The organism is Chroococcidiopsis thermalis PCC 7203 (assembly GCF_000317125.1).
Taxonomy (GTDB): Bacteria; Cyanobacteriota; Cyanobacteriia; order Cyanobacteriales; family Chroococcidiopsidaceae; genus Chroococcidiopsis; species Chroococcidiopsis thermalis.
This window is the reverse complement of the sequence record NC_019699.1, coordinates 178,400-204,989: the sequence shown is the minus strand read 5'-3', so window position 1 is coordinate 204,989 and position 26,590 is coordinate 178,400. Positions and strand designations below refer to the sequence as shown.

General features: G+C 41.9%; 26 protein-coding genes and 1 pseudogene. 11 read left to right on the top strand and 16 right to left on the bottom strand.

The features are described from left to right. Nucleotides 1-12 precede the first annotated feature (12 nt). From CHRO_RS28500 to CHRO_RS28490, 3 genes are all read right to left on the bottom strand, one after another. Nucleotides 13-597, bottom strand: a complete 585-nt coding sequence (locus CHRO_RS28500) for a TetR/AcrR family transcriptional regulator (protein ID WP_015163088.1) — start codon at nucleotides 595-597, stop codon at nucleotides 13-15. A 7-nt stretch (nucleotides 598-604) separates the two neighbouring features. Continuing rightward, nucleotides 605-1,951 (bottom strand): cytochrome P450, encoded by a 1,347-nt coding sequence (locus CHRO_RS28495; RefSeq protein WP_015163087.1) that lies wholly within the window; start codon nucleotides 1,949-1,951, stop codon nucleotides 605-607. A gap of 376 nt (nucleotides 1,952-2,327) precedes the next feature. Beyond that, nucleotides 2,328-3,062: a response regulator gene (locus CHRO_RS28490; protein ID WP_015163086.1), complete on the bottom strand. Its 735-nt coding sequence runs from the start codon at nucleotides 3,060-3,062 to the stop codon at nucleotides 2,328-2,330. Nucleotides 3,063-4,050: 988 nt separating this feature from the next. Here CHRO_RS28490 and CHRO_RS28485 point away from each other — a divergent pair. Continuing rightward, nucleotides 4,051-5,157, top strand: coding sequence for a sensor histidine kinase (locus CHRO_RS28485; RefSeq protein ID WP_015163085.1), 1,107 nt, complete (start codon nucleotides 4,051-4,053; stop codon nucleotides 5,155-5,157). A gap of 63 nt (nucleotides 5,158-5,220) precedes the next feature. Continuing rightward, nucleotides 5,221-5,469 carry a hypothetical protein gene (locus CHRO_RS28480; protein ID WP_015163084.1) on the top strand — a complete coding sequence of 83 codons (249 nt, stop codon included), beginning with the start codon at nucleotides 5,221-5,223 and terminating at the stop codon, nucleotides 5,467-5,469. Nucleotides 5,470-5,541: 72 nt separating this feature from the next. Here the strand turns inward: CHRO_RS28480 and CHRO_RS28475 are convergent, their stop codons facing one another. Beyond that, entirely contained in the window at nucleotides 5,542-6,195 is a 654-nt protein-coding gene (locus CHRO_RS28475; protein WP_015163083.1) for a hypothetical protein, read from the bottom strand. 7 nt (nucleotides 6,196-6,202) lie between these two features. Then, nucleotides 6,203-12,742 carry a hypothetical protein gene (locus tag CHRO_RS28470; protein WP_015163082.1) on the bottom strand — a complete coding sequence of 2,180 codons (6,540 nt, stop codon included), beginning with the start codon at nucleotides 12,740-12,742 and terminating at the stop codon, nucleotides 6,203-6,205. Between the two features lie 30 nt (nucleotides 12,743-12,772). On the opposite strand from CHRO_RS28470, the gene CHRO_RS28465 reads away from it, so the two are divergent. After that, nucleotides 12,773-13,348: a hypothetical protein gene (locus tag CHRO_RS28465; protein ID WP_015163081.1), complete on the top strand. Its 576-nt coding sequence runs from the start codon at nucleotides 12,773-12,775 to the stop codon at nucleotides 13,346-13,348. Between the two features lie 240 nt (nucleotides 13,349-13,588). Here the strand turns inward: CHRO_RS28465 and CHRO_RS28460 are convergent, their stop codons facing one another. From CHRO_RS28460 to CHRO_RS28450, 4 genes are all read right to left on the bottom strand, one after another. After that, nucleotides 13,589-15,049: a relaxase/mobilization nuclease domain-containing protein gene (locus CHRO_RS28460; protein WP_425394290.1), complete on the bottom strand. Its 1,461-nt coding sequence runs from the start codon at nucleotides 15,047-15,049 to the stop codon at nucleotides 13,589-13,591. 255 nt (nucleotides 15,050-15,304) lie between these two features. Then, a complete protein-coding gene (locus tag CHRO_RS34665) occupies nucleotides 15,305-15,436 on the bottom strand; it encodes a hypothetical protein (RefSeq protein WP_281168665.1) in 132 nt (43 codons plus the stop codon). A gap of 302 nt (nucleotides 15,437-15,738) precedes the next feature. Next, complete coding sequence (locus tag CHRO_RS28455; RefSeq protein ID WP_015163079.1) at nucleotides 15,739-15,975, bottom strand: hypothetical protein; 237 nt, start codon at nucleotides 15,973-15,975, stop codon at nucleotides 15,739-15,741. Nucleotides 15,976-16,218: 243 nt separating this feature from the next. Next, nucleotides 16,219-16,494 carry a hypothetical protein gene (locus CHRO_RS28450; RefSeq protein ID WP_041463612.1) on the bottom strand — a complete coding sequence of 92 codons (276 nt, stop codon included), beginning with the start codon at nucleotides 16,492-16,494 and terminating at the stop codon, nucleotides 16,219-16,221. A 56-nt stretch (nucleotides 16,495-16,550) separates the two neighbouring features. Between CHRO_RS28450 and CHRO_RS28445 the strand changes: the two genes are divergently transcribed. After that, entirely contained in the window at nucleotides 16,551-17,693 is a 1,143-nt protein-coding gene (locus CHRO_RS28445; RefSeq protein ID WP_015163078.1) for an IS4 family transposase, read from the top strand. Between the two features lie 3 nt (nucleotides 17,694-17,696). On the opposite strand, the gene CHRO_RS28440 is transcribed toward CHRO_RS28445, so the two are convergent. The 4 genes from CHRO_RS28440 to CHRO_RS28425 all read right to left on the bottom strand — a co-directional run bounded on the left by CHRO_RS28440 (nucleotide 17,697) and on the right by CHRO_RS28425 (nucleotide 21,056). Continuing rightward, the gene (locus tag CHRO_RS28440; protein ID WP_015163077.1) at nucleotides 17,697-18,470 is read right to left on the bottom strand and encodes an ATPase; all 774 of its coding nucleotides are present in this window, start codon (nucleotides 18,468-18,470) and stop codon (nucleotides 17,697-17,699) included. A 136-nt stretch (nucleotides 18,471-18,606) separates the two neighbouring features. After that, nucleotides 18,607-18,849 (bottom strand): hypothetical protein, encoded by a 243-nt coding sequence (locus tag CHRO_RS28435; RefSeq protein ID WP_015163076.1) that lies wholly within the window; start codon nucleotides 18,847-18,849, stop codon nucleotides 18,607-18,609. Between the two features lie 271 nt (nucleotides 18,850-19,120). Next, nucleotides 19,121-19,510: a plasmid mobilization protein gene (locus tag CHRO_RS28430; RefSeq protein WP_015163075.1), complete on the bottom strand. Its 390-nt coding sequence runs from the start codon at nucleotides 19,508-19,510 to the stop codon at nucleotides 19,121-19,123. Nucleotides 19,511-20,774: 1,264 nt separating this feature from the next. Beyond that, nucleotides 20,775-21,056 (bottom strand): hypothetical protein, encoded by a 282-nt coding sequence (locus CHRO_RS28425; protein ID WP_015163074.1) that lies wholly within the window; start codon nucleotides 21,054-21,056, stop codon nucleotides 20,775-20,777. A 131-nt stretch (nucleotides 21,057-21,187) separates the two neighbouring features. Between CHRO_RS28425 and CHRO_RS30120 the strand changes: the two genes are divergently transcribed. Further along, nucleotides 21,188-21,682 (top strand): hypothetical protein, encoded by a 495-nt coding sequence (locus tag CHRO_RS30120; protein WP_015163073.1) that lies wholly within the window; start codon nucleotides 21,188-21,190, stop codon nucleotides 21,680-21,682. A gap of 49 nt (nucleotides 21,683-21,731) precedes the next feature. Continuing rightward, nucleotides 21,732-21,889 (top strand): annotated as a pseudogene (locus tag CHRO_RS35130) (IS256 family transposase); the annotation flags it as partial. Between the two features lie 227 nt (nucleotides 21,890-22,116). Here the strand turns inward: CHRO_RS35130 and CHRO_RS28415 are convergent. Then, nucleotides 22,117-22,341 carry a type II toxin-antitoxin system HicA family toxin gene (locus CHRO_RS28415; protein WP_015163072.1) on the bottom strand — a complete coding sequence of 75 codons (225 nt, stop codon included), beginning with the start codon at nucleotides 22,339-22,341 and terminating at the stop codon, nucleotides 22,117-22,119. Then, nucleotides 22,338-22,550, bottom strand: a complete 213-nt coding sequence (locus tag CHRO_RS28410; RefSeq protein WP_015163071.1) for a type II toxin-antitoxin system HicB family antitoxin — start codon at nucleotides 22,548-22,550, stop codon at nucleotides 22,338-22,340. Before CHRO_RS28410 ends, CHRO_RS28415 begins: the two co-directional genes overlap by 4 nt. 259 nt (nucleotides 22,551-22,809) lie before the next feature. Between CHRO_RS28410 and CHRO_RS33050 the strand changes: the two genes are divergently transcribed. The 3 genes from CHRO_RS33050 to CHRO_RS28400 all read left to right on the top strand — a co-directional run bounded on the left by CHRO_RS33050 (nucleotide 22,810) and on the right by CHRO_RS28400 (nucleotide 24,736). Further along, nucleotides 22,810-22,947: a hypothetical protein gene (locus CHRO_RS33050; protein WP_015163070.1), complete on the top strand. Its 138-nt coding sequence runs from the start codon at nucleotides 22,810-22,812 to the stop codon at nucleotides 22,945-22,947. 188 nt (nucleotides 22,948-23,135) lie between these two features. Then, entirely contained in the window at nucleotides 23,136-23,324 is a 189-nt protein-coding gene (locus tag CHRO_RS28405; protein ID WP_015163069.1) for a hypothetical protein, read from the top strand. A 113-nt stretch (nucleotides 23,325-23,437) separates the two neighbouring features. Further along, nucleotides 23,438-24,736: a ParM/StbA family protein gene (locus CHRO_RS28400; protein ID WP_015163068.1), complete on the top strand. Its 1,299-nt coding sequence runs from the start codon at nucleotides 23,438-23,440 to the stop codon at nucleotides 24,734-24,736. Nucleotides 24,737-24,859: 123 nt separating this feature from the next. Here the strand turns inward: CHRO_RS28400 and CHRO_RS28395 are convergent, their stop codons facing one another. Next, nucleotides 24,860-25,282, bottom strand: coding sequence for a hypothetical protein (locus CHRO_RS28395; RefSeq protein WP_015163067.1), 423 nt, complete (start codon nucleotides 25,280-25,282; stop codon nucleotides 24,860-24,862). 271 nt (nucleotides 25,283-25,553) lie between these two features. Here CHRO_RS28395 and CHRO_RS28390 point away from each other — a divergent pair, with 271 nt between their 5' ends. Both CHRO_RS28390 and CHRO_RS28385 read left to right on the top strand, forming a co-directional pair. Then, a complete protein-coding gene (locus CHRO_RS28390; protein WP_015163066.1) occupies nucleotides 25,554-26,180 on the top strand; it encodes a type IV toxin-antitoxin system AbiEi family antitoxin domain-containing protein in 627 nt (208 codons plus the stop codon). A 14-nt stretch (nucleotides 26,181-26,194) separates the two neighbouring features. Continuing rightward, nucleotides 26,195-26,587 (top strand): hypothetical protein, encoded by a 393-nt coding sequence (locus CHRO_RS28385; RefSeq protein ID WP_015163065.1) that lies wholly within the window; start codon nucleotides 26,195-26,197, stop codon nucleotides 26,585-26,587. Nucleotides 26,588-26,590: the final 3 nt, after the last annotated feature.

Genomic DNA, 26,590 nt, shown 5'->3' with positions numbered 1-26,590 from the left:
ATGGCTAAATATTTAAGGACGCTGCCATTGAGCAATAAACCAATTGACGATCGCTAGGAGCTTTTCTTCTTCAGGCGGCGGATCGGGTTCTTTTCCAGCAATTGGAAAGAAGTAAGCAATGGAATAGGCAAACACCTCGACATCTGCTGCCAAATTGACATGATGAAATAGTCTCGTTTCACAGCCCTGCTGAAGAATCTGCCCGATCGTCCGCATCATTAAGCTGGCTTCCGCTTCGATGCGATCGGGATCTAAGCGCATCACTGCTCTGGCAATTTCAGCGGCGGGATCGCTGCCTTCACGAGTTGCTTTAGCCGCACGAAATCGGTCGAGAATGTAGCACCGCAATTTCTCGTCAGCTGCATAGTCTGAGTGCAAAATTAGACGTGCAGCGCAGTCGTGTTCTTCCCGAAACACTTGGGTGCAAGCGAGCAAGATTTCATCTTTATTTTTGAAGTAAAGGTACAACGTGCCTACCGATAGCCCTGCGTCTCGCGCAATTTCCTGCATTGTCGTCTTTTGAATTCCATAACGATGAAAACGGCTTTTGGCTGCGGTAACAATGGACTGTTTCTTTTGGGGATCGAGTTTCTGCATATTCGGGCTATCGTCGCACTAGCCTCATGGAGAGCCCATTTTTAGGGCGCAAAGTGAAGGTTGGATCGATTTCTACAGGCTGAGCCGAAGTTGGCTCTAGGTGAAACCGTTGAACTAAAGTTGCAAGAATTAAGGTTGCTTCCATCAGCGCAAACTGATTGCCAATACAAATTCGCGGTCCTCCGCCAAAAGGATAGTAGGCGAACTTGTGCCGTTTTAAGGCTTCAGCTTCTGTAAACCGTTCGGGGTTGAATTGCTCTGGTGCAGTCCAAAACTCAGGATGTCGATGGGTGAAATAAGTGCCGACGATGACAAACGATTTGGGCGCAATAGAATAGCCTTGGATTTCATCTGCTTCGATCGTTTCGCGGGAAAGCCCCCAAACTGGGGGATACAAACGCAGCGTTTCCTCAACGACCGTTCGAGTGTAGGGAAGTTGCATGTAATCCTCCCCACTAGGCGGATTTCCCTTGAGGACAGTTTCCAGTTCATCTTGCAATCGCTGCAACACTTCAGGGTGATTTCCCAGGAGATGGAATGCCCAAGAAAGCGTGACGCTAACGGTTTCATGACCGGCAATTAATAGGGTCATGACTTCATCTAAAAGTTCTGAATCGCTCATTTGCGCTCCTGTATCTGCATCTTGAGCAGCCATTAACATCGACAGCAGATCGAGCGGAGAATTTTGTTGATGTCGCCGCAACTGAATTAGATGGAGCGCAATTTGCTGCAAGCGATCGCGGTTTTCCGTAAACTGTCGATGCGGCTTTGTTGGAACCCACATCGGCAATTTGAACGGGGCGTTGATGCGATCGTTAATAAATTCTGCGGCGCGACGAAACGCTATGGAAAACGAATCGAGCTGCGCTTCTAACCCCGTACTAAACAACGCTTCTCCAACAATTTCTAGCGTCAACTGCTGCATTTCTTCAGCAACATCGATCGTGCTGCCAGTAGGATAGCGTTCCCATCGATCGGCCTGCTCTTGGGCGAAGCGAGTCATGACCGATGCCAATTTGACAATACTTTGCCGATGAAAAGCAGGGTTCATGAGCCGTCGTTGCCGTAGCCAGCTTTCTCCCTCGCTAATCAAGATGCCATTTCCCAACAGCAAACTCAACGGTTGATGAACGCTGGCAGCCTTTCGATACGCCTGCCCGTGGCTGTTCAGGACGTGCGCTGCGGCATCAGGATGCACCACAAAATACACGTCCACTCCTGGAAGCGCTTTGAATCGAATTGAGTCACCGTATGTTTTCCAGGCTTGACCAAACGCTCCGAGAGGGTCATCCCGATAGGCTTTTGAGAAGGCAATGTAGCTAGATGGACCAGGCGGGGTTGTTGCTAAAGCCATAATCCAGGATTCTAAATGAATAATGAATAAGGTATTCTATTATTCATTTTAGCTTTAAGGTGTCGTGTAAGGTGCTACTTGGGTTCTTTCGCACCCGTCCCCTTTCATCAAAAGAGAACGTCAGAACCCAAATTATTTGCAATTACTAATAGGTGTAGATAGAGCGAGAGATAGGTGCGGATGAGCTGAGTTTGCCCAGCCAGCACTAAATTTTCATACCATGCATTCTATTGGTCAATGGTGGGATATAGCATAACCACTGGAGTTTTGTAACTCCACCACAAATAAAAAAGGCGCAAACGCTATTCTCAAACCTTATTGCTCCAATTCTTATCGCTTGTTATTACTGTCGAGAGCTTAAATTTGGTACTTTATGCTATTCTTTGTTGTATTTTCGTCTAATTCTAGCTATGGTTTCCGTATCGACCAAACCCCTTTCTATCGCCACGCGCATGGCTTGCGTCCGACTATTGACATTGAGTTTTTGAAAGATTTTGTGCGTGTGAGTGCGTACCGTTCCAGGAGATATACATAGATTAGTCGCGATTTCTTCATTGGACATACCCGCGCAGATCAGTTGTAGTACTTCAAGTTCTTTTGCTGTCAGTCGATCCGGACGTAGCATGTATTGGTAAAAATTTTGTTCGCTAAATTGAACGACTTCTTTTCTATTCGTTCTAAATTCTTCTACTATTGGCTTGCTAATTTTAGAATCTACCCACGATTCTCCCCTGGAAGTTGCATATACTGCTTCCAACAACTTTTCATCTTCTGCTAGTTTTGAACAGTAAGAGTCAGCGCCATTACCAAAAGCAGATTTGACGATCTCTTTGTGAGTTTCGCCCGATAAAACGATGACTTTTATATTGCTGTATTTATACTTAATTTCTTCCGTAAGTTCTAAACCATTCTTGTCTGGTAGATTAATGTCGATAATGACAATATCGGGTTGGTATAAGTCAACCAGATTTAGTCCTTCGGCTGCCGTTGCTGCCTCTCCACAAACCTGAAGGTCAGCTTTGGTAGATAGCAATGTGTTAATTCCAAACCTCGTAATCTTGTGATCTTCTACCAGCACTATTTTTATTGTTCGCGTTGCTATGCTCGTCATACGTACTTACCACTCCGTGACCATACACAGTTATAACAAGCATCTATCTAAAGATATAAATTTTTACCTTAGCTATAATAAAATTACCGATGTCCTAATCATTTCTTCATGTAGATTTTTGTAGTGGTCGCCTGAAATCCTAGATCGAGCGATTGTCTATCTCTTTCATGGCTAGCGAATGCTGGCAACCAATCGGAGAAATTACCGAGCTTCAACGCCGCTAGATTTCTCAGCGATCGCACTGCTGACATATTACTGAGCGAGCAAATACGATCTATATGGATATAAATGATGCGCTGATTGCATTAAGTAGCGCACTTGGAGGGGTGAGGTCGGGTATCAGGTATGAAATTGCTAAAAGTAGATCGATTGAAGAAATTACAGATTGACAAACTCGCATACGAACTGTGGGTGTTGAAGGAGTTGATAGAAGAACAACTCATCCCTTAATAGTAGTCCGTCAACTTCGATTTGATAAATAGAAATTTTCCAAAAGCAGTTTTTGGTATGTTTTTCACGCCTAAGTCATCTATCAATTCTTTCTTGACAGATCGCTAGGTGCGATCGAGAAAAAAATCAAGAGCCAGGAGTCGCGCGGGACAAAAAAGCTCCTGAAATCCCTGATATCTGAAGTTGCAAACCAGAGCCAAATCAATGAGCTTGGCGGAAAATCCGCGATCGAGGAGTTTCAATCCCCGACTTTTTTCTCAGCTTGTCATGTAGTAGGTTGCTACCGTGCTGCAACAGTTGGACGTTAGCGAAGCAAGTAGGTATCGCGGTAATAATTTATCGAGCGAGTAACAGCTGGATTAGACGTGCAAGGTACAAAGCACTGTGACTAGCCGACGAGCTAAATCTCGATAGTTAAAAGCGACCTGCGTTGGCTGAGCGAGCATCGGGAGTTTACTTGCCCTTAGCGCAACTGAGCAGCTCGATTGGCAATATTTCCTTTATATTCATTTCTCGTCGATTTCAAAAAGTAGTAAGTATGGAAAATATAGCTTTGTTCAGGGGTGAAGATAGTAGCAAAGAGTTGGCAGATATTCTCTCAAAAGATTGCAACGTTATAGAATTTAATACTGTATACAAATTTTTATATCTTTGCCGTCATAGCTTCACTGGTTTATTAGTCATAGATTCTAGCTTTGAGGAAGATATTTGTTTTGCAATCGATACTGTAAGAAAGCTATTTACAGAACGTATACCTATTTTACTAGTATGTCATCCACAAGACTTAGAAGCTATCAATCCCACCCAGAGCGATATCGATAGCTTTATTTTATATCCACTGAATCGAGGCGAGCTAAGATCGAGAATTGATTTATTGTTTCGATTCAATCATTTTGTGCAAGATAAGCTGCAAGACATTCGCCACCGTGATGAATTCTTTGGTAGGATCGGTCACGATATGTCTAATCCTTTAGTAGCCGTTAATCGAGTCCTCAAACACTTGAATCAAGGTTTATATGGTTGTTCGTTGGCAGATATTTCTTCTGTAGTCGAGAGTGTAATTGAGAATAATAATGCATTGTTAAAGTTTGTAAGTTCTCTGTCTTCACAGGCATACTTATCTGCATTAGAATGCGATTATCAAAAAGTTGAATTAGTTGATATAAAAGAAGTTATGACTGCGGTTGCCAAGCAAACGCAGCCGCTAGCACAAACAAAAGATTTAGAATTGAAAGTAGAATTTGCCTCAGAGTTTATTAGCGGCACCAGCATTTGGGCAGAGCCAACCTTGATTTGGCGCATGGCTTTTAACCTCGTACATAACGCAATTAAATATACTAATAGAGGCTGCATTCTTCTATCGCTTTACAACTTAGAACGAGATTTGGTATTGCACGTAGAAGATACAGGTGTAGGGATCGGTGAAGAACAGCTGCGGTTTCTGATCGAACCAGTTGTATCTATTGGCAGGCAAGGCTTGAGAATGGGATTGCGGGCGATCGACTCGATCGCTCAAGTGCATCAAGCTAGCTTACAAGTGGCTTGTGCTTTGGAGGGAGGTACGATATTTTTCATCCCATTTAGGCAAAACTCCGATTGTAGCTACGGTATCGAAAAGTACTTGATGCAGGAGCATTCCTACTGATAGATTCCTTTGCAAGTTCAATTGGATGTAATGTAGTATTAATTCAATTGAGCCTTGCAATCCATGTCAGCGAAAGATTCTACAAATTATCTCGATATTTTTTTAACCAAGTTAGAAAATTTTGTCTGTTGGTTGCTGTTTGGAGTATTGCTAGTTGTTGCCGCACACGCGCTTTTGCTGTTACAGATTGCTACACTTTATTACGTTGCTACTGCCATGCTGGTTTGTCCTCGTACTCCTTTATCAACTAACGTGAGGGTGGCTTCAGTTGTTTTAGCTTTTATCGTTGGTATAGCATTCAGATTAATTTGACTTAATCTGACAATATTACCGATAGCATTAACATTATTTAGAAATTTATTATTGATTCGGGAATTCAAAGCGTCAATCTCCCATTTCTGACTGCGATTTTTTTGACTCTAAAGCTCTTTTTTGTGCTTCAGCTATTGTCAAAGCTCTAAAGTTTTCTACTTCTTCTGTTTGAATGTTTGCTGAGCTACTAGCAGGAATATCAGTGGTCGTTTCTGCCGATCGGCTGTTGTCGGGTGTTACTACTTGTTTTTGTTTATCTTTGGAGACAAATCGACGGAAGGCTAAACGAAGAAAATCTGCAAACGGTTCTTGTTGTTCTAGTGTAGTGTTAGTGGGTCGATCGCTTGCCGAACGCTCTTGTAGCACCGTTGCAGTATTGCTACTGCTGTCATTCGTATCTGTTTTGTCTTCGTCAACTGCTACTCCAGGCGTTTGGTTATCTAGCCGTTCGTTGAGCCGTTCCTTGACAAACAGGCTCTCTGGTTCTACTAACTTGATTTCCAGCAGTTCTACTTTGGTACTAATGTTTTGGATATAGATCGCTAGGTTTGCGATCGCATTTTCTTGAGTGCGGCGATCGATACTTTCAACGCTTTCATAGATTGGCGGGACATCTGATGCTATTTTAGAAATAATTAATGCTACTTGTTCGCTAGGTAAATTTAGACGAGAACAGAGAGTGGTAAAAGCTAGCTCGGAACTTAGAATTGGAGTAGTTTCGCTCATGGTATTTTTATGGCTCTAAAAGATTTTTCTGAACGTGTTTGAGTGCGGAGTCAATTTGTACGTTTGCTACTTTGAAATAAGTTATAACTTCTGGCGTTAATTGCTGTTGATGAATTTTACCTTGTTGAATATCGAAAATTTTATTACCATTTTTATCTGAAATTGACAAAGTTTGTTTTTGGCTGTCAAGCAGTACGTCATAGTGTTTGCCAATCGCTTGCAGAGAATTATTTGGCAGATTAGTACCGAGAATTTTTGCTATTCTTTTAGCGTAGGAAGCTAATTCACTCGCCGAACAAAGCGTTGCTAAGTCAGCTTGCATTATCGAGCGAGCCTTGTCGCTTAACTTTCCAGTCGCTTCCCATTCTGCTTTTACTGCCTCAATGCGTTGGATGTATGCAGGCGGCTTGCCGAGAATTGTGGCTGCCTTCAGCCAATTATCTATACTTTTGTCAGTAGTGACGGTAAGATTTTCGCTGCCAAAACCGTTCCAACTTAAAGCGCTCTGCATTTGGGCTACACTCGGTTCGGAAGTTAGGAGTGCGTTGGAGTCAGGAGCAGCGGTAGCTAGCGTGGAAAGTACAATTTCGCGGGTTTGCGTGTATCCTCTCATCAGTGCGCGTAGAAAAGGAGATCGATCGCCTCGACCTTCCCAATAGCTATCCTGGGTGGCGGTGACGTAATGGGTGCAATTTTCCAACCACTGCACTCCGCCGCGTGAGGCGATCGCTTGCAGCAGTTTAGGGTGTTGTTCGAGTTTGGCTTGAATAATTTCTGCTATCAGTTCGATCCGTTCTTCGCCCAGTGGTAGTCCTGTTTTATAGTGTTGGTATGCTTGTTCGGCAGAGGCAAAAGGAACGCCAGCTGGTTTGTCTTGAGTGTAGGTTTCAGGTCCGTAAGTACCAGCTTTCACTTCTGGATTATCTCGGAAGGAAACAGGGTAGTCACCTTGAATGCGTCCTTTGGCTTTCGATTTGACTGTAGGATTTGTTAGAACTGCACCTAAAGGGTCTTGGCTGCCAGAACTAATATTGATGCCAGGATGTACTTGCGATCGCAGTGTTGGTGGAGCATTTGGTTGCTCCGTTTGCTGTAGTGCTGGGAACGGGACGATTTTGCCGTCAATGTAATCGCCCAGCGGTTCCATAAATAGACCGTAGATTTTCCCCTTACTAGCTTGAGTTTGGGTGAGTTCTTGGACTGAATGTTTTTCCCAGGCTGCCCAGGCTTGCTGGTAGGTTGGATCGGCGATCGCTTCGGTTGAGATTTCGTACTGCTTGCCAACGCGAAATGCAACTTGCCGTCCATCTTTACCTACAGCGATAGCAATATCACCTTCTTTAATGCCGTATGCTTTTTCATAGTTAATACCCCTAGTGGTATGCACTCTGCCATATCCGCGCATGGCATCAATAGTCGTATTAACGGGTAAGGTTTTGAGTTCGTCGTAGGTATGGAGATCGTATACCATCGGTACTGGTTTTCCAGAGACGATTGGATTTTCTGGTATTTGGGGACTGGTAGCGCGGGCGGTAACTTGGTTGCCATAGGCAACAATCTCTCGAATGCTAAGCTGGGAATTCTGTTTTGCTGTCGGCTGTCCTGTAGAAGCAGCGATTCGCTCTCGCCGTGTATCAGTAAGGCTAGCATCTGTGACTTGAGTTGCAACCCAATCGTTACTGTCGGATAATGTGCCAGTAAGCTGTTGAGGTGCTGCTGGCGTGATGACTGCAACGGCGTTTTCCCGTTGTCCGAGCAATTCTTTAGGTCTTGCAGGCAGGCGATCGAGAAATAGCTGGTATTCGCTTTTAGCTAGTATATTAGCTTGAAGGATCGAAGTGCCAGACTGATTAAGGTTTTCGTTCAATAGATTTAGTTTTTGCTCGTACTGCTCGTAGCCTTCTACAGTACTAACGTCAATTGCTCCTCCCAATTCAGATACAATTTGTCGAATAAATTCATCATTAAATTGCTTTCGCTCTATAACAAACGCAATACAGTTTTTTTCAATAAAAGATTGAATTTTTATGCCTTGAGAAGATAACCAACTACTAACTACAATACTGTCTTGAGCAGGTACGACTAATCCATAAGCTTCTGTTTGAATGGTAGTATTGGTATTACCATCTGTGTAACTCTGATGGGGATTGTAAAATAGGATAGATTGCTCTGTAATAGGAATATCTGATATAGGCGAGCTTGCGTCTGCTACTTTGCCAAATTTAGTATTAAGGTTTTCAAGAATTTCTGGACGGATAGTGCTACCAGAGAGCATGAATACTGCCAAGCCTTTTTTACTCTCTCTTTTAGCTTCTGCTGGCGAAATCTGAGAGTATTCAATACCTACTTTAGTCAGCCACTTACTAACTGTATCAACTTTGCGACTGTCAATAGCTAAACCTACTAAACCGAGCATTTTATCTTCTTGGCTTTGGAAGAGGATTGTAGGGCGCTCTGTAATAATATTGTGTATTTGGCTATGAATTTGCTGTCGATTTTTTTGGCTGAAGTTTTGCTGAAGATCGATTGTGGTATTTAATGAGCTTTCTTTTACCCATGTTTTTGGATACTGAACCGTATTACTGTCTACTGTGACGATACAGCTAGTAAAATTACTTTGCATCTTACACGGTAGCGTACTACTGCTACCATTAAATAGCCCTGCTGTTTTTAGAGCATTGAGAGCAGCTATAGATTCTTTAGTGTTATTTAGTACACCAACTGTTTTATTGTCAATTGCAAAGAAAACTTTTTCTTTGTATCCTCTCGAAGAAGCAGAGAGCGTTCTAAATTCTCGGTCGTCATACTTAATTCCTTTAAATTCATCATTAATCTTGTGAATTTTAAGTAAATCCCCAGTTGATGTTTCAGCAATTAAGTAAGCTCCCGCCCCCTCAGTGGCTATAGATTTAAATTTGAGCTTTAACTGGGTACTGCCATTTTTATCGAGTTTAATCCATCCCTTCGCTTCAGCTTCTTGAGTTGATTCTGCATCGATACTGCCAAATCTTTTTCCGTCAATATAGATATCTATCTCGTTATTTTTCGGTACTTTACCGCTGACAATCTGGAGATTTACCGTTTCTCCATTAAAGTTTGTATCTGCATATTGAAACTTTCTAATCTCATTAATTTTCAAACTAATTTCCGGCTTGCCAGGAATTTGGATAGTGGCTGTTGCTGTAGCAGCTTTTTCGAGGGCAACGCTGACAGTAGCGGTCGTGCCTAGAGGTAGCCTTGGTGTTTGAGCTTGCAGTGTGCCAAGAGTGGTATATTCACCATTCTCGTATTGAACTTTTACAACTCTCTCGCCATTTTCTAGGTCAAATTTTGCTTGATAAGTTTTGCTAGTATTCTCAGGCTTTAGAGCTTCGCTTTCTGCTTTTAAACTAACGAGTGTAAAATCTTTAAACTGTAATTCCTGTAATCTTTCGACTAACTCGTTCTTAAAAGCAGTAAATACAAAATTAGAGACTTTATTAGTACTATTTTGTGCTTTGTCTTCGCTGTTATTAGTACTTGTCTCGCCTTGCTGTTTAGTGGTCGATATTTCCCAGGTAGCAGCAGCCATTGTTACTCGCTCTGCTTCTGGAACTCCAAAGTAAAAGTTTTCAGCTACTTCTGATGCTTTTTGAAATAAGATTTTAGCTTGTCCTTCCGATATTTCTGGTCTGAGACCAAAAGCAATAGATGTAAAGACTACGCCTGTCTTTAGGTTCAAGTTTTCGCTTTCTTGACTTAGATTTCCTAGTCGGCGGAAATAGGGTTGACTGTTTTCGTTGAGTTCTCCATTAATTTGAGCTAAGACAATGAATTGATGCGGTCTGTCTGGACTGCGCTTGTGTTTGGGAATTTCCTCAATTTTAAATTTGATTTCTTGGGCTTGCCATATACCAGGATGGTTATACCTAATTAAATTGGTAACTTCAATTTGTTTGCCACTTTGACCGTTGATGACGAGGTATGGACCCTGCTCAATTCCGCGGCGTTTTTTGATTTGAGTTGCTTTACCGAATCGATCGTCAAATTCTTTTTTAGCTAAAGTAACTTGTAACTTATCTTGATGAGTAAATTCAACCGAGTCGAATAATTTACTAAATTGAGAAGTTGGGCGAGATTCAAGCTTCGCTTGTTCAAAGTATTCATTAGTTTTACTAATAATGATTTCTACAGGGGAATAGCCATTAGCCTGAATTCCTCTATCTATGTATACGTTTTTATTTTTCTTATCTCTGATGTAATCCACTTCTCTGTAAAGATAGCGACTATTTTCAGCGATCGCTTCCATATCTGGTTTTTTGGCACTTTTGAATAAGTCAACGGCAATTTGGTTTTGGAATGCCGCTGATTGAATCATTTTCCGATACATCTGGCTGTTAATAGAAAAAGCCTTTTGGATAATTTCATCGCTCCTATCTCTAACGGATGCAAGCTCTACGAATTTTTGCATATATTGAATGTAATCTTGTTTAGTTTGCCGCGTTCGCTCGTCAGGATTTCTTTCACGCTGCTTTTGTTCTTCTTGAAGAATAGTAGGAAGAATTTTTTTATAGTGCTTGGCAACTGCGTCGAGATATGCCGATTTTTCTTCAGCAGTGCTGTAATTTTTGAGGATAGTAATTTCTGACTCTAGTGCTTCAATTGCAGTGAGGTGATTGTTGATCGCACCAACGCTAATTCCATCGCTCATGTGGATAGCAATTTCTTCAAATTCTGGCTGCGCTCCATCTGCCGCGTAGAAAGATTGTTTTTTCAGCTTAGAAGTAGGAGCGTAGGCATTTTCTAGCTGGTTTCTATATTCTGCTTCTTCTGCAAGGTAGGGATAGCATTTTGCTAAGGTAAATCCGATGCAGTCGCCATCGTAGTCGCGACCTTGCCGTTCTTGCTCTGATTCTAAAACGAGCGATTCAATATTCAGACCTAGTTGATTCAACCGCTCGATTTCCCTATTAAAATTAATCGCAAACTTAATTTTCTCTGAAATATCTAAAGCATTAATATTGGTATTTAGATAAGCTTGAATCTCATCGCTGTTAAATGTATCATCTCGTTCTCTTACCTGAGTAACTGCATCTTTAACTTGCGCGAGAATGCGGTTGTAGATTTGAGTGAATGTTTCATCACTAACTGCGATCGCTCCCTCCAAAGGATTTCTATCCGGTCCCAGTATATCTTCTACAACTTTGTTAGTGGAGACGCACAAGCCATTTGAATTAAGAAAAGGCGAGCGAAAGTTCAGAACTTTTTCTTCTGGGTTATACCAAGGTATGCATATTTCGCCGTTCTTTAGCTCTTTAGAAGGAATTACCATTGCTCGTTCAAAGAGTAAACTCTTACCAGTGGCAATGTCTTTCCATTCATTTTGTACGAACCTAGCTAGATCTTGCTGTACTTTTTCTGTTTCTAAAATCTGGCAATGACTCATCAAATCGGTTTTGATGAGGCTATACATAAGTAAATCTTCTCTGGGTTCGGTTTCTTCTAAATTTCCCTCATTGTCTATTTCATATTTTTCTAATTGTTGGCTGTATTGTTCTATAAACTCTGGCAGTTTATTTGATTTTATAGCTTGTTTAACCTCTTTCTCCAATTGAGATTTCTGTTCTTCATTAAAGTTCTTACGTTTTTCATATTTCTCGCAATATAACGCTGCTAGTTTTCGCGGATCGTCTTGGGCTTCTTTGAATCTTTTGGTTTGAGCTTCTAATTCTTCGGCAAAATCTTTGATCCCGACAGGGAATGAGGCTAATAGCTGCGAAATTGCAGTTTTCCCTCGTTGGGATTGTGACTTTTCGCCCAGCCAAATCTTTTGTTTATACAACCCAGGCTCTATTTGTGGTTTTAGGGGAGCGCCAGGTCTGTCCTTGTCCGTTCCCTTGAAGGAGGATAGAGGTAAGATCAGATCGATTTTTTGCTTATTGTTTAAGTCTTGAAAATCTAAATTGTCCAGATTATTTGGTCTGAGAGTGCCTTTGCCAAATCTAAACTGGGTGTCATTGCCATCTTGAGATGTCCAGCCAAAGCGGTGTTGGATGACGCGATAAGGTGCTTTCGTGCCGATTTCTCTATCGGTGAGGCGGTTGTAGACCTCGGTGGATATCTGTCCGTAGCAGTCACCTATGAGCCTACAAGCTTGTTCGTCATCAATGATACTGCCATTTCTACCTGTAGTGTCATCTACAATTAAAATGCTTAGTTCTTCAGCAAGCGCATTTTCGCAAGAGCCAAGGAAAATCGATCCGTAAGCACCTCTGTCTTTGCGGTCGGGGCATAGTCGATCTATAACTTCCAAACACTCTTTGGGTCCGTAGAGTAATCTAGACTTAGACGAAAGGAGCAGTACGTGTCCGTCTGGATGGTTTTTGAGTTCCGTGGCTGTTGAAGTTTCGTCCATGTGACCGAACGAAAATTCAGTATTGGGAAAGAAATACTCTAGTAACGTATTGTTTAATTCTTCATTTAGTAAAGATTCAGTATTGTTGAGATCGTTGTCGATATGAATCCATTGGTTTAACTTAGTATTGAAATGCTTAGTAGTAATTGTCATAGTTGGACATTTCAACAAGGAGTAATAATAATGATGCAGTATTCACGCTTAAAACGTTTTTTAAATCAAAATAAAAGGGAAGTAGACTGCGAAGGTAATCTCGAAGCAGAATATGCTGAAGGTATGCGTTCTCGCGGTCTGTCAGAAGCAGTTATTGCAGATAAGAATGCTAGATTGAAAGCTGAGTATGAAAGACTGAAGCAGCTTGACGGAACCGACCCCGAACAATGGGTTGTTTACACTGCCTTTGATGTCATTTTTACTGAAGAAGAGAAGCAGCAGTTTACCCCTGATGGTTCTTTGCGCCAGGAGTACCAGCAGGATATGCGACGGCGCGGTTACAGTGAAGATTGGCTGGAAGAGAAAGAGCGCCTGAAAAAAATTGAAGTCGATAACTTCGAGCAATTGTCGGTGCAGTACGCCCAGGTAGGAATTAATTACCCAGAGCAACAGGCGATCGCTCGTGCTAGTAATTTTGCTCGGCTTCAGAATCCAGCTCAAATGTATAGACTTCGACAAGACATTCGTAACGCCGAAAAGATATCCGAACTTTCTATCGGTTTGGAAAGCGACGATTACGAACAACAGCAATGGCAGCAGTTTTAACATTCCTTTAGCGATCGCTTTAAATCAGATTAAATGAGATCAAAGCGATCTTAAGGGATTTATTATCTCTACTGGATCTAATAAAATTCTGATTTTATCTCAGATATATGTTGATTTTTTATGAGATAATGTAACGCTAAGATCGTAAATCTGAATCCAAAGATGGCTGAATAAATATTAAGAATAAATAGTATTTGGCTCCCAAATACATTTATTGACAGAATTCCTAGAGGATTTAATTCAACAACTGTAGTCAATACCTTTTTTAGTTGACTTCAGTTGTTGTTGCAGTTGTTGAATTGCTGGAACAATTTTATCTAGTATTGTTGCATCTTGCTGGGTCAATCGCGTCGCTTCTATTTCTTGCCATTGCCCATTGGTGTATGCAGTTTTTAGAAGTTTTTCTCCATTGGAGTTGCGGGTCAGAGTAAGTATATTATTATCGAGCTGGGCTGAATATCTGTTACCGCTGAAGAAAGTCGTGTTAAGTGTTAGAAGGTATGCTATCACTACAGTAGAGTAATGGGAGTATGACGGTATAGGAGTGATAAAAGGCGTGGGGTGGTAGGTATCGCTGGAGCTACTACCTTTATCGGATTGAGCGATCGCATCTAGACGGGATATAGGAGTTTCTGTCTCCTTCTTGGTTTTTGTTGTTTGTTGTCCCTCTTTGCCATTAAACTGAGTTTCGTGCATCTGATTGGGAATTTCTGCTAAGCCTATTTCTGTTATTTGTGCTGAGACGATAGGTACTGTGACTAGACTGGGGCTATCTTCAACAGTTTCATAACGATCGCCTTTACCACCATTGCCACTAGCAATCTCAATCGAGTTGAGGGATATTGTCGCTCCCCCTGCTTCGACATTTTGCTTTTTAACATGGCTTCTTTTCCTCTTCTTGCCCTTAGTGGCTGTTAATTGGGGATGCCGAGCTGTAACAATAGTTGGCATATCTCTGATTGGCTCGAAGGATAAGCCGCGTTGGATTAATTTGGGAAAGGTGTAATTGCTGCCAATAGAATACCCAGCAATCTGCCAACCATCTTTGGAGTAGCTAAATCCACTCATAAATCTGTCGCCAGAAAACTTAGGTAACACTGTAATACCGTGTTCCCGTTCTAGGCGTTGAATAAATTGACTGACAGTAGGGGAAGTTGCAACCACATCGTCGATGATCTGGGCAAACTGTTGCGTTAGTGGCTTCTGATTTGAAGTGTGGTGCTTCTGTCTGATGCTAGGAGCGCGGCGGGTAGTATAACCAGTTTCTATGCCATGCTGCTTTTTCACAGCTGCTGCTACTTGAGAGTTGCTACATGAGAGGATTTCTAACCCATACTCTTGCTCCAGCTTGCGGATGGTAACTTGAGATTTCCACCAGTCCCAAGAATCGTTGACTGCTGTACCATCCATCCTCACCCTGCTGGCAACTATATGAATATGGGCGTTGTTTGCGTCGTCGTGGCGAACAACAAGCCACTGACACTCATGAGTTCCTTCTCCCACAAACCCCATTGCCTGTAGGTAACGCTTGCTAATTTCTGCATATTGCTTGTCTTCTAAGCATTCGCGGTATCCATCTCTATCTAGAAGCGAGAGAATGATGTGACAACAGGTGCGCTGTACGTTTGGGTTGAGGTCGCAAGTGACTCTCAATTGGGCTGCTAGTTGTGCTGGTGTTGTCCCCATCATATTGGTAGCAATAGTGACAGGATTTTTTTTTCATTAAGAACGTATGCCAACGTTCCCAAGAAACCAGCGTGCTTGTAGTTCTTACCTATCACTTATGAATTAAATCTATAAAGTTATATTTTATACAAGATTATTTTACCAGCAGAGTGGAGAAAAATAAACCAGGAAAATTTTCCTGGTTCGAGGATAAGTGCTAATAATGAGAAAGCATTGGATACTCAGACAAAAGCAGGTGGTTGGAAACATGCTTTGTTTTGAACACATGGACTAGCTGTTGCAGGCAGTCGATATCTTGCGATCGCTATCCAGTTCTGCGATCGCAACTGTGAGCGATGGCTGCCAGTTCTTGCGTCCACCGCTTGTAGGTAGAGCTGCCGATGATGCCTTCAGCTGCCTCATTATCTAACTTGTAGTTCACCGTCTACATAATTGGGAAATTCAAATTTAACAATAATTATTGATTGATTAGAGGTTATCAAAAAACTGCAACATAGGCTTGTACATTGTTACTTTACGTGAACAAGCAGCAATTGAAAATCAACTAATTTTCTTTTAATTTTTAATCTATCAATTTGAAACATTTTGTTGATAATATTTAATTAAATATCTTATGGAAAAGTGAATTATTTAAGATTTGATGAAACGCTTCTCTTCGGAAGTTTGTCTATCTATATTAAGTATTAAGTTGTTTCAGCATTATTTTACTGGTTGTTTGAGTATTCAATTATTTGTCCTATCCCGTGACCATTACATGATACAAAATTGGTAGGTAGATGTATGGTGAGGTGGAATCCACTGAATTCTAGATTGCGATTGGGACAATTTTGGTAAAACCACTGTTTCGCTTCTTCTTCTGTACTGAAAGTTTGCTGGACAACTTCTTCTGGGGGTAAGTGCCAAGCATTATTGGAATCTAAGCTACAAACGTATTTTGGCACGAGCAACCTCTCAATGGCTAATACTTAACATTTGCAAGGTATTTTTTTCATTATCTCTGCACTAAATTTGTTTGTAAAAATTAAACAAATAAAATAATTTATTCCATTGTGTATCTGCTAGCATTATTTTTGATTTGCAATATTTAACAAAACATTCCTATTTTAACGTAAATGATTTTTTAACAATAGGCAACCTCATTTAATGACTGATTTGAAGATTTGAAAAACAATTCCTGAATGGTTTCAAAGCTCAAAATCTGGGCTTTGAGTACTATTTCTTTGTGTTTGTGTTTGATGAATAATTTCTTGGATGCGCGACCAGTTGAAGCGATCGCTTTCGGTGATTCCACTAGCGAATAGTACGGAGTTGTTAGCAGTGTCAAATCGAGCGAGTTCCACGCGATTAACTTTATCAAAAATAGTTAGTTGCTGTCTGTTTCGATCTAATACCAGCTTGTAGTTATTACCTGATGGGGCGACACGCGCCCCGAAGCCAAGATAGCGTAATGTTTTGACCAAATTATGATAAAAAAAGATAGGTCAGTTATTCTCAACAAGACCTATCTCTTGATAAAATGTTACCTTCATTGTACCAAACACACCTAGAAAAGCAACTGAAGCCTACCCAGTTGTTGTTGTTCAATCTTTTAATTAACGTAGTGCAAGCTTTGAAAGAAGTTAGCATAGAAAAGATAGCTACTGCTTTGCCTTTACCAATCTTATTTGAAAGTCGACGGAAACAAGTACAAAGATATTTATCAATTCCCTTCTTGAAGATTGAAACTCTGTGGTTTCCCATCGTTCAAACTTGGTTATCTTTAACTTTTTCGGAGAAGCAAAATCTCTATTTAGTTATCGATAGAACGAGTTGGAATCGAATAAATTTAATGCTGATTAGTGTGATTTATGATAAGAGAGCTATCCCGATATATTTTGAGCTTTTACCTAAAATAGGTAGCAGTAATGAGAGGGAGCAAAAAAGGTTGTTTTCTCAAGTGTTACCCTTGTTTAGCAAATATCAAACTATTGTCTTAGGAGACAGAGAGTTTTGTTCAATTAAACTAGCTAACTGGCTGAGGGAGCAGAAAGTACAGTTTTGTTTAAGATTGAAGAAAGATGAACTCATTGAAGTAGAACAAGGAATTTGGTTGGAGCTGGATCGGCTAGGATTGAAGCCAGGATTTTCTTTGTTTCTCTCTGGTATAAAAGTGACAAAAACTCATAAAGCTTTGGGTTTTAACCTAGCTGGAAAATGGCAGCGAAAACTGTCTGGTTGGAACCCAAATGAAGGTTGGTTTATCTTAACAACTCTCCCTGACACTCCTAGTGCTATCAAAGCTTATAAGAAACGCTTTGATATTGAGGAAATGTTTCGAGATTTTAAGAGCGGTGGCTATAATTTAGAATCCACCAATGCCTCCGGCGAACGGTTGATATCCTTGATATTAATTATTACATTTGCCTATAGTATGGCAACATTTAAAGGACAAAGAATTAAGCTACTTGGTGTCCAAAAATATGTTGGTAGAGTTAAAGAAAAAAGACGCATCCAAAGAAGACATAGTAGCTTTTATCTTGGTTTATATGGTCAGACTTGGATTGGTTTTATCGATGATTGTTGGGAATTAGTTCGCAAGTTAATGAGACTCAATCGCAACAAACTCAAGTATTATTTCCGAGGGATAAGAGCTATGGAGCTTATCCTAAATGCATCCTAGCCTTCATGTCGCCCCGTCAGAGTTATTACCTTCTAATTCTTCCACACCACGGATAGGTTCGTTTGATTGGTTTCTGTTAGTAGCAAGCAAAGCAAGAGCTGTTGGGTAAATCTCTTGAGCAATTTGTTGTTGTTGGGGATCGATGGAGGTAGATAGTATGTTTTGCTGGTTAGATTGGCTTTGGTATGACTCGATGAGTTCTTTAGATATCGCTTTTCTCAACCATTCAGGTAATTCAGGTACGATTTGAGTTATCCTGCCGTTTTCAACGGTTAGTACGTTTTGATGTCCTGCTACTGTTGAATTGTCAAAGATTAAAGCATCATCGGCTTGTTGCAAAGCTAGCGGTAAATTAGCCAAGCTGCGCTCATACCTACGACGAATATCCTTTTCTGGCACGTTATGTCCACCAACTGTCACTCTTTGAGCTACTCGCTGAATATTGGTTTCTACTTTATTGAGACCGATATAGATAAGATTTACTTGCCATCCTTTTTGCTTAGCTTCTCTCATCATTTTCAGATAAGTATTACCTGACAGTGTTGTTTCAACTGCAAAGCTTTGATTATTTTCTAGGTAAGTGCGAGCGCGCCTTATAGCTTGTTTACCAGCAGCAACCGCTACTGTTTCTGGAGCATCTGGTCGCAACAATCTTGCCTCCAAATCAGGATCGATGACTGGAACTCCTAAAGCCTCTTGAGTATTGCGAGTGAATGTACTTTTACCTGAACCATTGGGTCCAGCTATTATAGTTAATGTTGGTTTTAATGTTATCATTATAAAAATTAATAAAAATTTATTTTGTAAATTTGATAAAAATGAGAGTAACGAAAGTATTAATAGCTTTCATTACTCTCATTACTCTATTATTTAACGTGTAGATTGAGGAGCTAGGCAACGAGCGTTTTTTATTTTATGCATTGGTGAGCTTCGGAGTGCTGTTTGTTTTTTCTACTTCGCTAACAATTTGAATCTTTCCATCTTGCAGCCGATATTCAAAGCAGCGTCCATCAGGTAGTTCCATAATAGTCGTACCATTTCTTTCATAAAATACTGAGCGATTGCTAGCCTTGTGTTCGGCAATTTCCTTTTGTACGCCTGCTTGTGCTAAGCGTTCTAGTTTTTTACCCCATTCAGAAAATTCGCTATTGTTCATAGTTTTATCTATTTTTCTATTTGAGAAGCAGAAATTTTTTGTGCTGCAAGCAGAGCTTTATTCGTTAGTTGTTCTATTTTGACAAATTAGAACCGAACTAGGAAGCGTGTTGTAAAGCTTTCAAGCATTGTTAAAATTCTGAGTCAGAAACGTTACTACACTTTTTTAGAGAAAGCTGTTAGCTAGTACACTGCAAGTATATCTACTTATATGGCTGTTGGCGAGGGAGATTTTGAAGTTTATTGAATCGGGAAAATTTCCTTGAGATTTGTTATGCTACCTCTTCTTTGTTCTTAGTAGCAGTTTCTATATTAGTCCGTATCTTCCCTAACCCATAAGCTTCCATTCCAGCTGCTTGAATGTGGTTTTCCATAGCTTCTAGCAAGGACATAATTTCTGTTGTTGGCACCGTGCGATCGCCATACAGCTTGCATGTATTGCGAATGGTAAATGTGAGTTCCCTAGCTTTGCCCAAATTTTGGTAGACAAGGACTTGGTTGATGGTGGGGGGAGTAGGGAGTTCCCTACGTAAGGCAGATCTCTCTATATATTCGGCAACGGTAGTATTAGACTTCTTTGCTTTCTTTTTTACCTCGGTGTAGTCACGATCGTTGAACCTTACTGTCACTCGATTGTTTTTTTTCTGCTTTTCTATCTTCATCTTAAGAGTTGTTTTTTATACGTGATTATTTTAGTTATAGCATCTTCAAACATAGGTGGCGCAAAGGCAGCAGTATAAGAATACTGGATGGACTTGAATCTGAGATTGATACCGTGGCTGTAGCAAGTGTCGTTTAACGGCGATCGCTCTCGAAAACACTGATTACAAAAGCTACAAAAATATACTGAGGAGCGTAATTTGTATACTGGAATTTTAGTGCATACACTATTCATACTGTTGCTAGACATCTGCTGCTACAAAGCTCGGAGTTTTGATGAATGCGATGCAATCGAAAATATTAGCACGCGATCGTAGTCTTGTTGCCTGTGTAATTACGGCGTGCGAGTAGCAATGGAACAGAAAACTAGGTTAAGCTCAAAACCCTTGCTAATTGGACTTTTTAGCGACTACTAAAACAGTAGCTTCATTCACTCAAGATTCCTGTGATAAGAACTTTTATCACAGTCATAAAACGCCGAAACCCAGCTGGAACAAGGGATACAAAAAAGCTCTATAAACCTGCTTTTTTATCGTTATCACAGAAATAAAATCCTTAACCAAGTTTTTTGTTCCGATGATACTCGCACCCCAATTACTTGATGAAGTGTGTATCAACGGCGGGAAAGTGACATAGTACGATGCTTAAGAATAGTTGAGATGCGATCGTTTTTGTAATGCGATGTAGTACAAAAATAATACAAAAATTGCCCTCGTTATTGTCAACAATAGAGATTATTGAGAATAGCTGAGGATATGTGAGATGCTCTAAACATAGCTGGCGCAAGCGTGTAGGGCTATTGCCGAGAGCGCCGTACTGTGGGTGGTCAAGCGAGGCTTCAAAAGCTGATGAGGAAAGGGGTTTATCCGTTTTACCCGCCTTAGAATGAATAAAATCGAGATTGGGGAATGTTCCTGGAACATTCCCTGGATATTCCAGGAATAGCAGGGGAATAGTAGAAGGGTTAGGGATAGGGTAGTGTAGGGAATACTAGGGGAATATTCCAGGAATAGCAGGGGAATAGCAGGGGAATTACGGAGGACGATTCGCCATTGCTTGTTTAGAGTGATGTAAGGTATCTGATGGACGGCAATTGTTTCAACGCAATTCTGAACTCAAAGCTGTTGTGCGATCGATAGTTAGCACGCTAACAAATTGATGCCCAGTTGAGTTGCAATTCATCAGTTATGAGAGGTTTTGCGATCGTTAAAAAATTAGCAGCTCTACAGTAGCTGCTAGTGATGGAAGGTGAGAAGGATTAAATGGTTAGCAAGCTTGAATTGTTAGTAATTTGTGAGTGTAGTAGAGGGCGGCGATGTCGTCGATCGCTTTGATAGTCTCCCGCCAGGGGTAGTAGTAGTCGCCAATAATCCAACTGGTATTGGTTGAGAACAGTTGTTTGCGAAGTTGGAATTCGTAGTAAAGGCTGTTGATACTAGAAATTTTGACCTGGTTAGACGAGTCGATGCAGTCGAAGCGTTTGAGCAATTGGTAGAGAGCTTCGTTAATGGAGGCAACGCGATCGTTAGCAGCAAAGATACCGTACATCAGAAGATTCCTCGGTAGTGTCTTTCTAGTAGGTGTGAAGCACTTGAATGTATTAATGGTTCGCCAATCCCTCTTAAAGGGCGATCGAGTTGAGTGGTTTGAGTATTTTTTGAATTAAAAACTTTGAATTTATGCCAAGGAAGACACTTCGACAGGATTTTATAGAATTGGCAGTGATGCGTAAGCGCGATAGCGACGATGGAATTGTAATTAGCTATTTGCAAAATCATCGCCGCCCGCAGACGGAGTTAGCGTGCGAGGCTCTACGGGCGCATTATTTGCCCCTAGCACTCTTGGATGCAGGGTTGTCAGGCAAAAAGTTACGGGAAGTAGCTATTGACGCGATCGCCCAATTAGAAGCGCAGATTGGGAAGATCGAGCGGATGTGCGACTTAGAGAAAATGGCACGAGTCTTGGTGCAGCCGCCAACAGAACGACCAACTGCAAAAGGCAATATAGATGTTGCAGCATCGCCGCAGCAGGTGTCAAGTGCTAGGAGAGCAGATGCACGTAGAGATGCGGACGGTACAGCTACAAGCGAAGAGCCAGACGAAGATGAAGAAGCACAAGAAGAGTTACCTCATGACGAGGTTTGGGATGCCATGTTACAGTTGCGACTGGAGTAAACTACCCACCAATAAATGGAGTTTGGTTAACCTAAGCCAGAGAGTCGCCTCCATTGAGTCACTCAACATGACGCGCTCGAAAAGTCATCAAAAATCATCGAGCTTTCCTGACTGATGAATCTGCTCTCTCAAGTTATCCATCTGGCACTCCAGAATATCGCTAAAAAATGGACAATGCCGATGGAAAGTCAGGTTATCCAAGCCTAAAGCTACTTCTACCGTTCCCAATTGTCACAAACGCGCCTTTGCATTGCCTTATCGTACCAGCGTAGCTATTTGACGAAGCGGTAAGGAAGGTGCGATCGAGTTTTCCCTTATCAGTGCGATCGCCGCTCTTGTAGGGTACGTTAGTTACGCAATACGCATTCCATAAATCATGTATATCCTATTAAATACTTCTCGATCCTTATGCCCCATTACCGCAGAGCTATACATCATAACAGGGACTTAAACTCGTCACGGGTTATCTGGCAATCGCGTAGTATTTGTGCTAATAAACCCCGACCAATTGTCTCTCCAGAATGTACTGGAACTACTGTTCTACGCCCATCACTATGTAACAAAATATGATGACTTCCGCGCACCCTAGCAATCTCAAAACCTATTTTACTAAGAGCAGCTATGACTTCGCGTCCTGTCAAACTTGGCAGTTGGCTCATACTTCAACCACAACTCGTTGGACACCCACAAAATCCAATGAATCCTGTTCTTCCTCAAGTTCCAAACAGAGTTCGATAGCTTCTCGGATACGTTCCATCAACTCATCTAAAGATTTAGCTTGCGTGTGACACCCAGTAAGACTAGGAACAGAAGCAACAAAGTAACCATCTACATCTCGCTCGATAATCACATTAAATTCTCGCTTCATAATTAGCTGTCCTTACTTGTTATTCCATTCTCTCACGATTGCCAGAGTGCGCTACTGTAATCGGAAAAGTCGTCTTTTTGCTGAGCTTCAATACTAATTTCCCTAGCCGAATATGACAGATGTAATGGTCTAAACGTGACAAAAATTCGATGTGTGCAACCAGTCCTTGACGATAAATTAAGACTGTCGAATGAGGGCAACCTCGCCGCTCAACAAAACTAGTAGTTCAATCAAAAACCATACATTCAGGAGACGAAATATGAAACTCTTCTATCGCGGTACAACATCCGATCGCCATCCTGCTCAAGCTGACAATCACCCATTCCAACAAGTCTGCGAATCTGGAGCAGCTTATAACCTTAAGTTACCGTGGCGTATCCTATCGGATCGATCCTAACGCCACCGTGGAGCTTGCATGACCAGTAGTCGATCGAGCAATCTATCGGGGTATCAGGTATTTTGTTAACAAAGCTGCACGCCCAGAAGTTACATTTCTCGCTCAAGTCGAAAAATCTTCCACACAAGTGCCTTCACCTAATCTGCTAAATCATCAAATCTAGACCGAAAATCGGTAGAGGATTTAGTATGCGAAAAATAGCAATTATTGGGGCTGGTCAATTTGCTAGATTTCTGCCATCTGCTATTAAGTCTAGTTTGAGCGAAGCTGCTGGCGGGACATTTCCTCGGCTACTAGCTCGGCAGAGCGCTGCTCAACTTTCTGCCGTCGCTCTATGGGCAAGTGCGAGAGCTTTTGTTTCAATGTCGTTGCCATAATTTTCCTTGCTCTCCTTGGATTGAGCTAAATAGGTAGCAATTCAGGATATAACAGAGTAGAGATTTTTGTGCGACCTTCCTCCTAGTGTAAGGAAGAATAAGAGCGATCGAGCATGACAGCAATAAAAACCAAGACCGTACCCGACATAGTAGTAACGCTCGATCTAGGTGCCAGTAGGACGAAGGCGATCGCCCAGCAGTTGGGGAGTGCTGCACCTTTAGTGGTGAGCATGAACCCAGAGTTAGCAGATATCTCCCACGAGTCAGTAAAAGATCTAAAGAGTGAGGGCATTCCCGAAAATAGTTGTTGGGTGGAAGTGCCTGGGGTGGATCATTTTGCTGTGGGTTACTTGGCAAGGGCTAGATTTGGCGGCATCTCCCAGTTGCGGGATCTCAAGTATGAATTGGCAGTACCTAAGATTGCTGGTGTTTTATGGGTTTTACAGCAAAAGCTGGGCTTGACAGCACGTTTTAGCGTCTCGATGTCATTGCTCTTACCGCCAGGGGAGGTCAGCCAACACGATAAGGCGTTGTTGCTGTCGAAGCTAGCAGCATCTTTAGCTAAGTTTGATACGCCCAGCGGTCAATTGCGAGTGAAGATTGTAGATTTTGAGTTGATGCCAGAAGGTGGGGGTGTTTTTGGCTATCGAATTGGACACTTAGGTACAGATTACAAGCAAAAGACGATTGCCCTAGTCATGCTAGGCTACAGAAATGCTAGTTGCTTCATCTGCGATCGCGGTAACCTCAGACCTGGCACGAGTAGCGATCTGGGTATGTTCTGGATGGTGAACAACTTCGTCGGTCGCGCTAAAGGCGGGTTGTCTAGAGACGATCTGCAAGTTGTGCAGGCTTTAGTTGCTGCTGGAGCTAATTGTCATCTAGAGGTGCTGCAAGGGTTGTCGAGAAAGCGTTCTGCCAACGATATCCGTTCAGATGGAGGAGCATTTGCCTCCGCTGCTAGGATTTCTCGTGACGAATACGCGCGGGCAGTCGTGCGTTGGATTAAGTCTCTTGCCCCAACCGAACTGGATGAGGCGATCCTGACTGGCGGTACTGCTGAATATGTAGCACCAGAACTAGACGCTTATTTTGTTAAAGAAGGCATAACAGTAGTTTGGAATGGCGGTGTTGTGGTGTCGCCAGATTTACTTGCTGGGGAGTCCCTCAGCAGATACGCTGATGCATGGTCCGTACACGTCAAGAGTTTTGAACGGTTTAGTGCTAAGTATAAAATACCTAATCTTAGCACTGCTACTCCATCTGTAGCCGAGCGCAAAACTAGCGATGTAACTAATAATAATTTTCATAATAATCTTAATATTTCCAACAGTAATGGCAATTCTGCAAAAAAGCAAATTACAAAGTATGTTAGACCTAAAGATTTTATAGAAATGCCCGATAAACTATAATAACCTCTAGGTACTCTAAAGGGTGGTAGCTTTCTGCTTGATAACAGTAGCGTTCAGAATATGAAAAAAATCAGCCTTTTTAGGGCTGATTTCTATAAATTTCAGAGAAACTTTTTTGGTTGATTAAGCAATTTCTTCCGTAGCAATTTCAGCAGCAAAAATACTGTCACCCCCAGTTGCGGGTTGTTCGACGAGTTCGAGCTTTCGGTATGTAGCTTGCTGTTTCAGCCGTTGTTCGCGACGCTGCCAGCTACGTTGATTGTACTCGACCAACTTTTCTAGGGAATAGTCAAACTTGTCTTTAGCAAATGCGAGTAACTGTTCCATAGTGTACTTGCGTTCTTCGGCTTTACCAAAGCTAATTTCAAAGTTTTGTTTGAACGTTTCCCAGTCAAAGGCTTCCCCTAACTGCCGCTGGGCAACTTTACCATACAGTTCGCGGATAGAATAGAAAACTGCATTATACTTGCGGGAGTCGTAGGCTTCGATCCGGTACTCGCCCATAGCAGCATCGTTAATTAGAGATAGTTTTTTGGTGTTAGCCATAGTTGTGTCCTTTACAAGTAGCAAGAGTGATTTTTTCCGTGCAGGCGCAGCCTTTTTTGGCGCTGTTAACCTGTATTAATATTTGAGTTTTTCTGTTTGTCCAGGCGCAGCCTTTTTACCAACTAGAAAAAAGAGAACGCCTCTATCCAGATGTTGAAAGCAAGTGTAGGCGTTCTCTTATCGGTGGAACCTCAAGTTTTATTTGTCAAAAGCATTGGTGGTTCAAAAACTAGGTAAAATAATATAACTACCGAGCATTTCAACCAAAGCCATGAGCAAAACTAAGTTAGAGCAAGCTTTGGAGCTAGTACACAGCCGAGGTGTCATCGCACCCAAAGACTTTGAGTCGCGAAACATTCCCGTCAGCTATCTCCAGCGTTTAGAACAGCAAGGAATACTGATGCGCTCCAATCGAGGCGTGTATACCTCTATGGAGTACGATGTTACGGAAAAACACAGCTTAGTTGAAGTCTGCAAGCGAGTGCCAAATGGAGTCATTTGTCTGCTTTCAGCACTACAGTTCCACCAATTGACAACCCAGTGGTCGTGGCAAGTCTGGCTGGCAATCCAGAACAAAGCACATCGTCCCAAGATCGATCGTCCACCCGTACAGCTAGTTTATATGTCTGGGGAGGCATTGACTGCGGGCGTGGAATCACACAAATTTGAGGGAGTGACGGTACGAGTGACGAGCGCGGCGAAAACAGTGGTGGATTGTTTCAAATTCCGCCACAAGGTAGGGCAAGACGTGGCGATGGAAGCACTGCGGGACTATTTGCAACAACGACGTTATTTGAATGAAAAATGGGGTCCGCGCAGCGAACTACATCACTATGCCAAAATTTGCCGAGTGGAAAACGCGATGAAACCTTACCTAAAAGCATTTTCAATTTGCTAGAGGCATTCCAACCAATGAAGAACCAAGCAGCCTCGGTCAAGCAGCGCTTGTTAAACTTCAATCGCTCCCAGGCACAGCCAGAAGAATTTCAAAAACTACTAGGGCGTTACGCTTTGGAGCGGTTGCTGTATCGCTTGAGCCTTTCAAGATCGATTTGGTTTCGGCTCTCGATCCATTTCAATTTCTACATTGCCCAGCACGTTCGTAAGCGCGATCGCCTTCAAAAGTCCGCTTCTTTGGGCGTGCTACAATCCTTCCAACAGCTAGACAAGCGGGTTATGGACTTAGTTTTCGACGACTGGTTACGGCAGCAGGAACTAGAGGCTTTTCGCTTAGCGAATTCGACAATTGCAACGCGAACTTGCCCAACACCGGGCTCAACTTCTTGCGCCACGCTCGGCAACTGAGAT

Bases quoted from the DNA above. Each gene is read 5' to 3' on its own strand.
- CHRO_RS28415 (WP_015163072.1), bottom strand. From the start codon at position 22,341: ATGAGCCAACTGCCAAGTTTGACAGGACGCGAAGTCATAGCTGCTCTT.
- CHRO_RS28395 (WP_015163067.1), bottom strand. From the start codon at position 25,282: ATGGCTAACACCAAAAAACTATCTCTAATTAACGATGCTGCTATGGGC.
- CHRO_RS28390 (WP_015163066.1), top strand. From the start codon at position 25,554: ATGAGCAAAACTAAGTTAGAGCAAGCTTTGGAGCTAGTACACAGCCGA.
- CHRO_RS28480 (WP_015163084.1), top strand. From the start codon at position 5,221: ATGTCAGCGAAAGATTCTACAAATTATCTCGATATTTTTTTAACCAAG.
- CHRO_RS28405 (WP_015163069.1), top strand. From the start codon at position 23,136: ATGCGAAAAATAGCAATTATTGGGGCTGGTCAATTTGCTAGATTTCTG.
- CHRO_RS28410 (WP_015163071.1), bottom strand. From the start codon at position 22,550: ATGAAGCGAGAATTTAATGTGATTATCGAGCGAGATGTAGATGGTTAC.
- CHRO_RS28465 (WP_015163081.1), top strand. From the start codon at position 12,773: ATGATGCAGTATTCACGCTTAAAACGTTTTTTAAATCAAAATAAAAGG.
- CHRO_RS28500 (WP_015163088.1), bottom strand. From the start codon at position 597: ATGCAGAAACTCGATCCCCAAAAGAAACAGTCCATTGTTACCGCAGCC.
- CHRO_RS28425 (WP_015163074.1), bottom strand. From the start codon at position 21,056: ATGTACGGTATCTTTGCTGCTAACGATCGCGTTGCCTCCATTAACGAA.
- CHRO_RS28385 (WP_015163065.1), top strand. From the start codon at position 26,195: ATGAAGAACCAAGCAGCCTCGGTCAAGCAGCGCTTGTTAAACTTCAAT.
- CHRO_RS33050 (WP_015163070.1), top strand. From the start codon at position 22,810: ATGAAACTCTTCTATCGCGGTACAACATCCGATCGCCATCCTGCTCAA.
- CHRO_RS28470 (WP_015163082.1), bottom strand. From the start codon at position 12,742: ATGACAATTACTACTAAGCATTTCAATACTAAGTTAAACCAATGGATT.
- CHRO_RS28430 (WP_015163075.1), bottom strand. From the start codon at position 19,510: ATGAAGATAGAAAAGCAGAAAAAAAACAATCGAGTGACAGTAAGGTTC.
- CHRO_RS28490 (WP_015163086.1), bottom strand. From the start codon at position 3,062: ATGACGAGCATAGCAACGCGAACAATAAAAATAGTGCTGGTAGAAGAT.
- CHRO_RS28435 (WP_015163076.1), bottom strand. From the start codon at position 18,849: ATGAACAATAGCGAATTTTCTGAATGGGGTAAAAAACTAGAACGCTTA.
- CHRO_RS30120 (WP_015163073.1), top strand. From the start codon at position 21,188: ATGCCAAGGAAGACACTTCGACAGGATTTTATAGAATTGGCAGTGATG.
- CHRO_RS34665 (WP_281168665.1), bottom strand. From the start codon at position 15,436: ATGAGGCAGCTGAAGGCATCATCGGCAGCTCTACCTACAAGCGGTGGA.
- CHRO_RS28440 (WP_015163077.1), bottom strand. From the start codon at position 18,470: ATGATAACATTAAAACCAACATTAACTATAATAGCTGGACCCAATGGT.
- CHRO_RS28475 (WP_015163083.1), bottom strand. From the start codon at position 6,195: ATGAGCGAAACTACTCCAATTCTAAGTTCCGAGCTAGCTTTTACCACT.
- CHRO_RS28495 (WP_015163087.1), bottom strand. From the start codon at position 1,951: ATGGCTTTAGCAACAACCCCGCCTGGTCCATCTAGCTACATTGCCTTC.
- CHRO_RS28485 (WP_015163085.1), top strand. From the start codon at position 4,051: ATGGAAAATATAGCTTTGTTCAGGGGTGAAGATAGTAGCAAAGAGTTG.
- CHRO_RS28445 (WP_015163078.1), top strand. From the start codon at position 16,551: ATGTTACCTTCATTGTACCAAACACACCTAGAAAAGCAACTGAAGCCT.
- CHRO_RS28400 (WP_015163068.1), top strand. From the start codon at position 23,438: ATGACAGCAATAAAAACCAAGACCGTACCCGACATAGTAGTAACGCTC.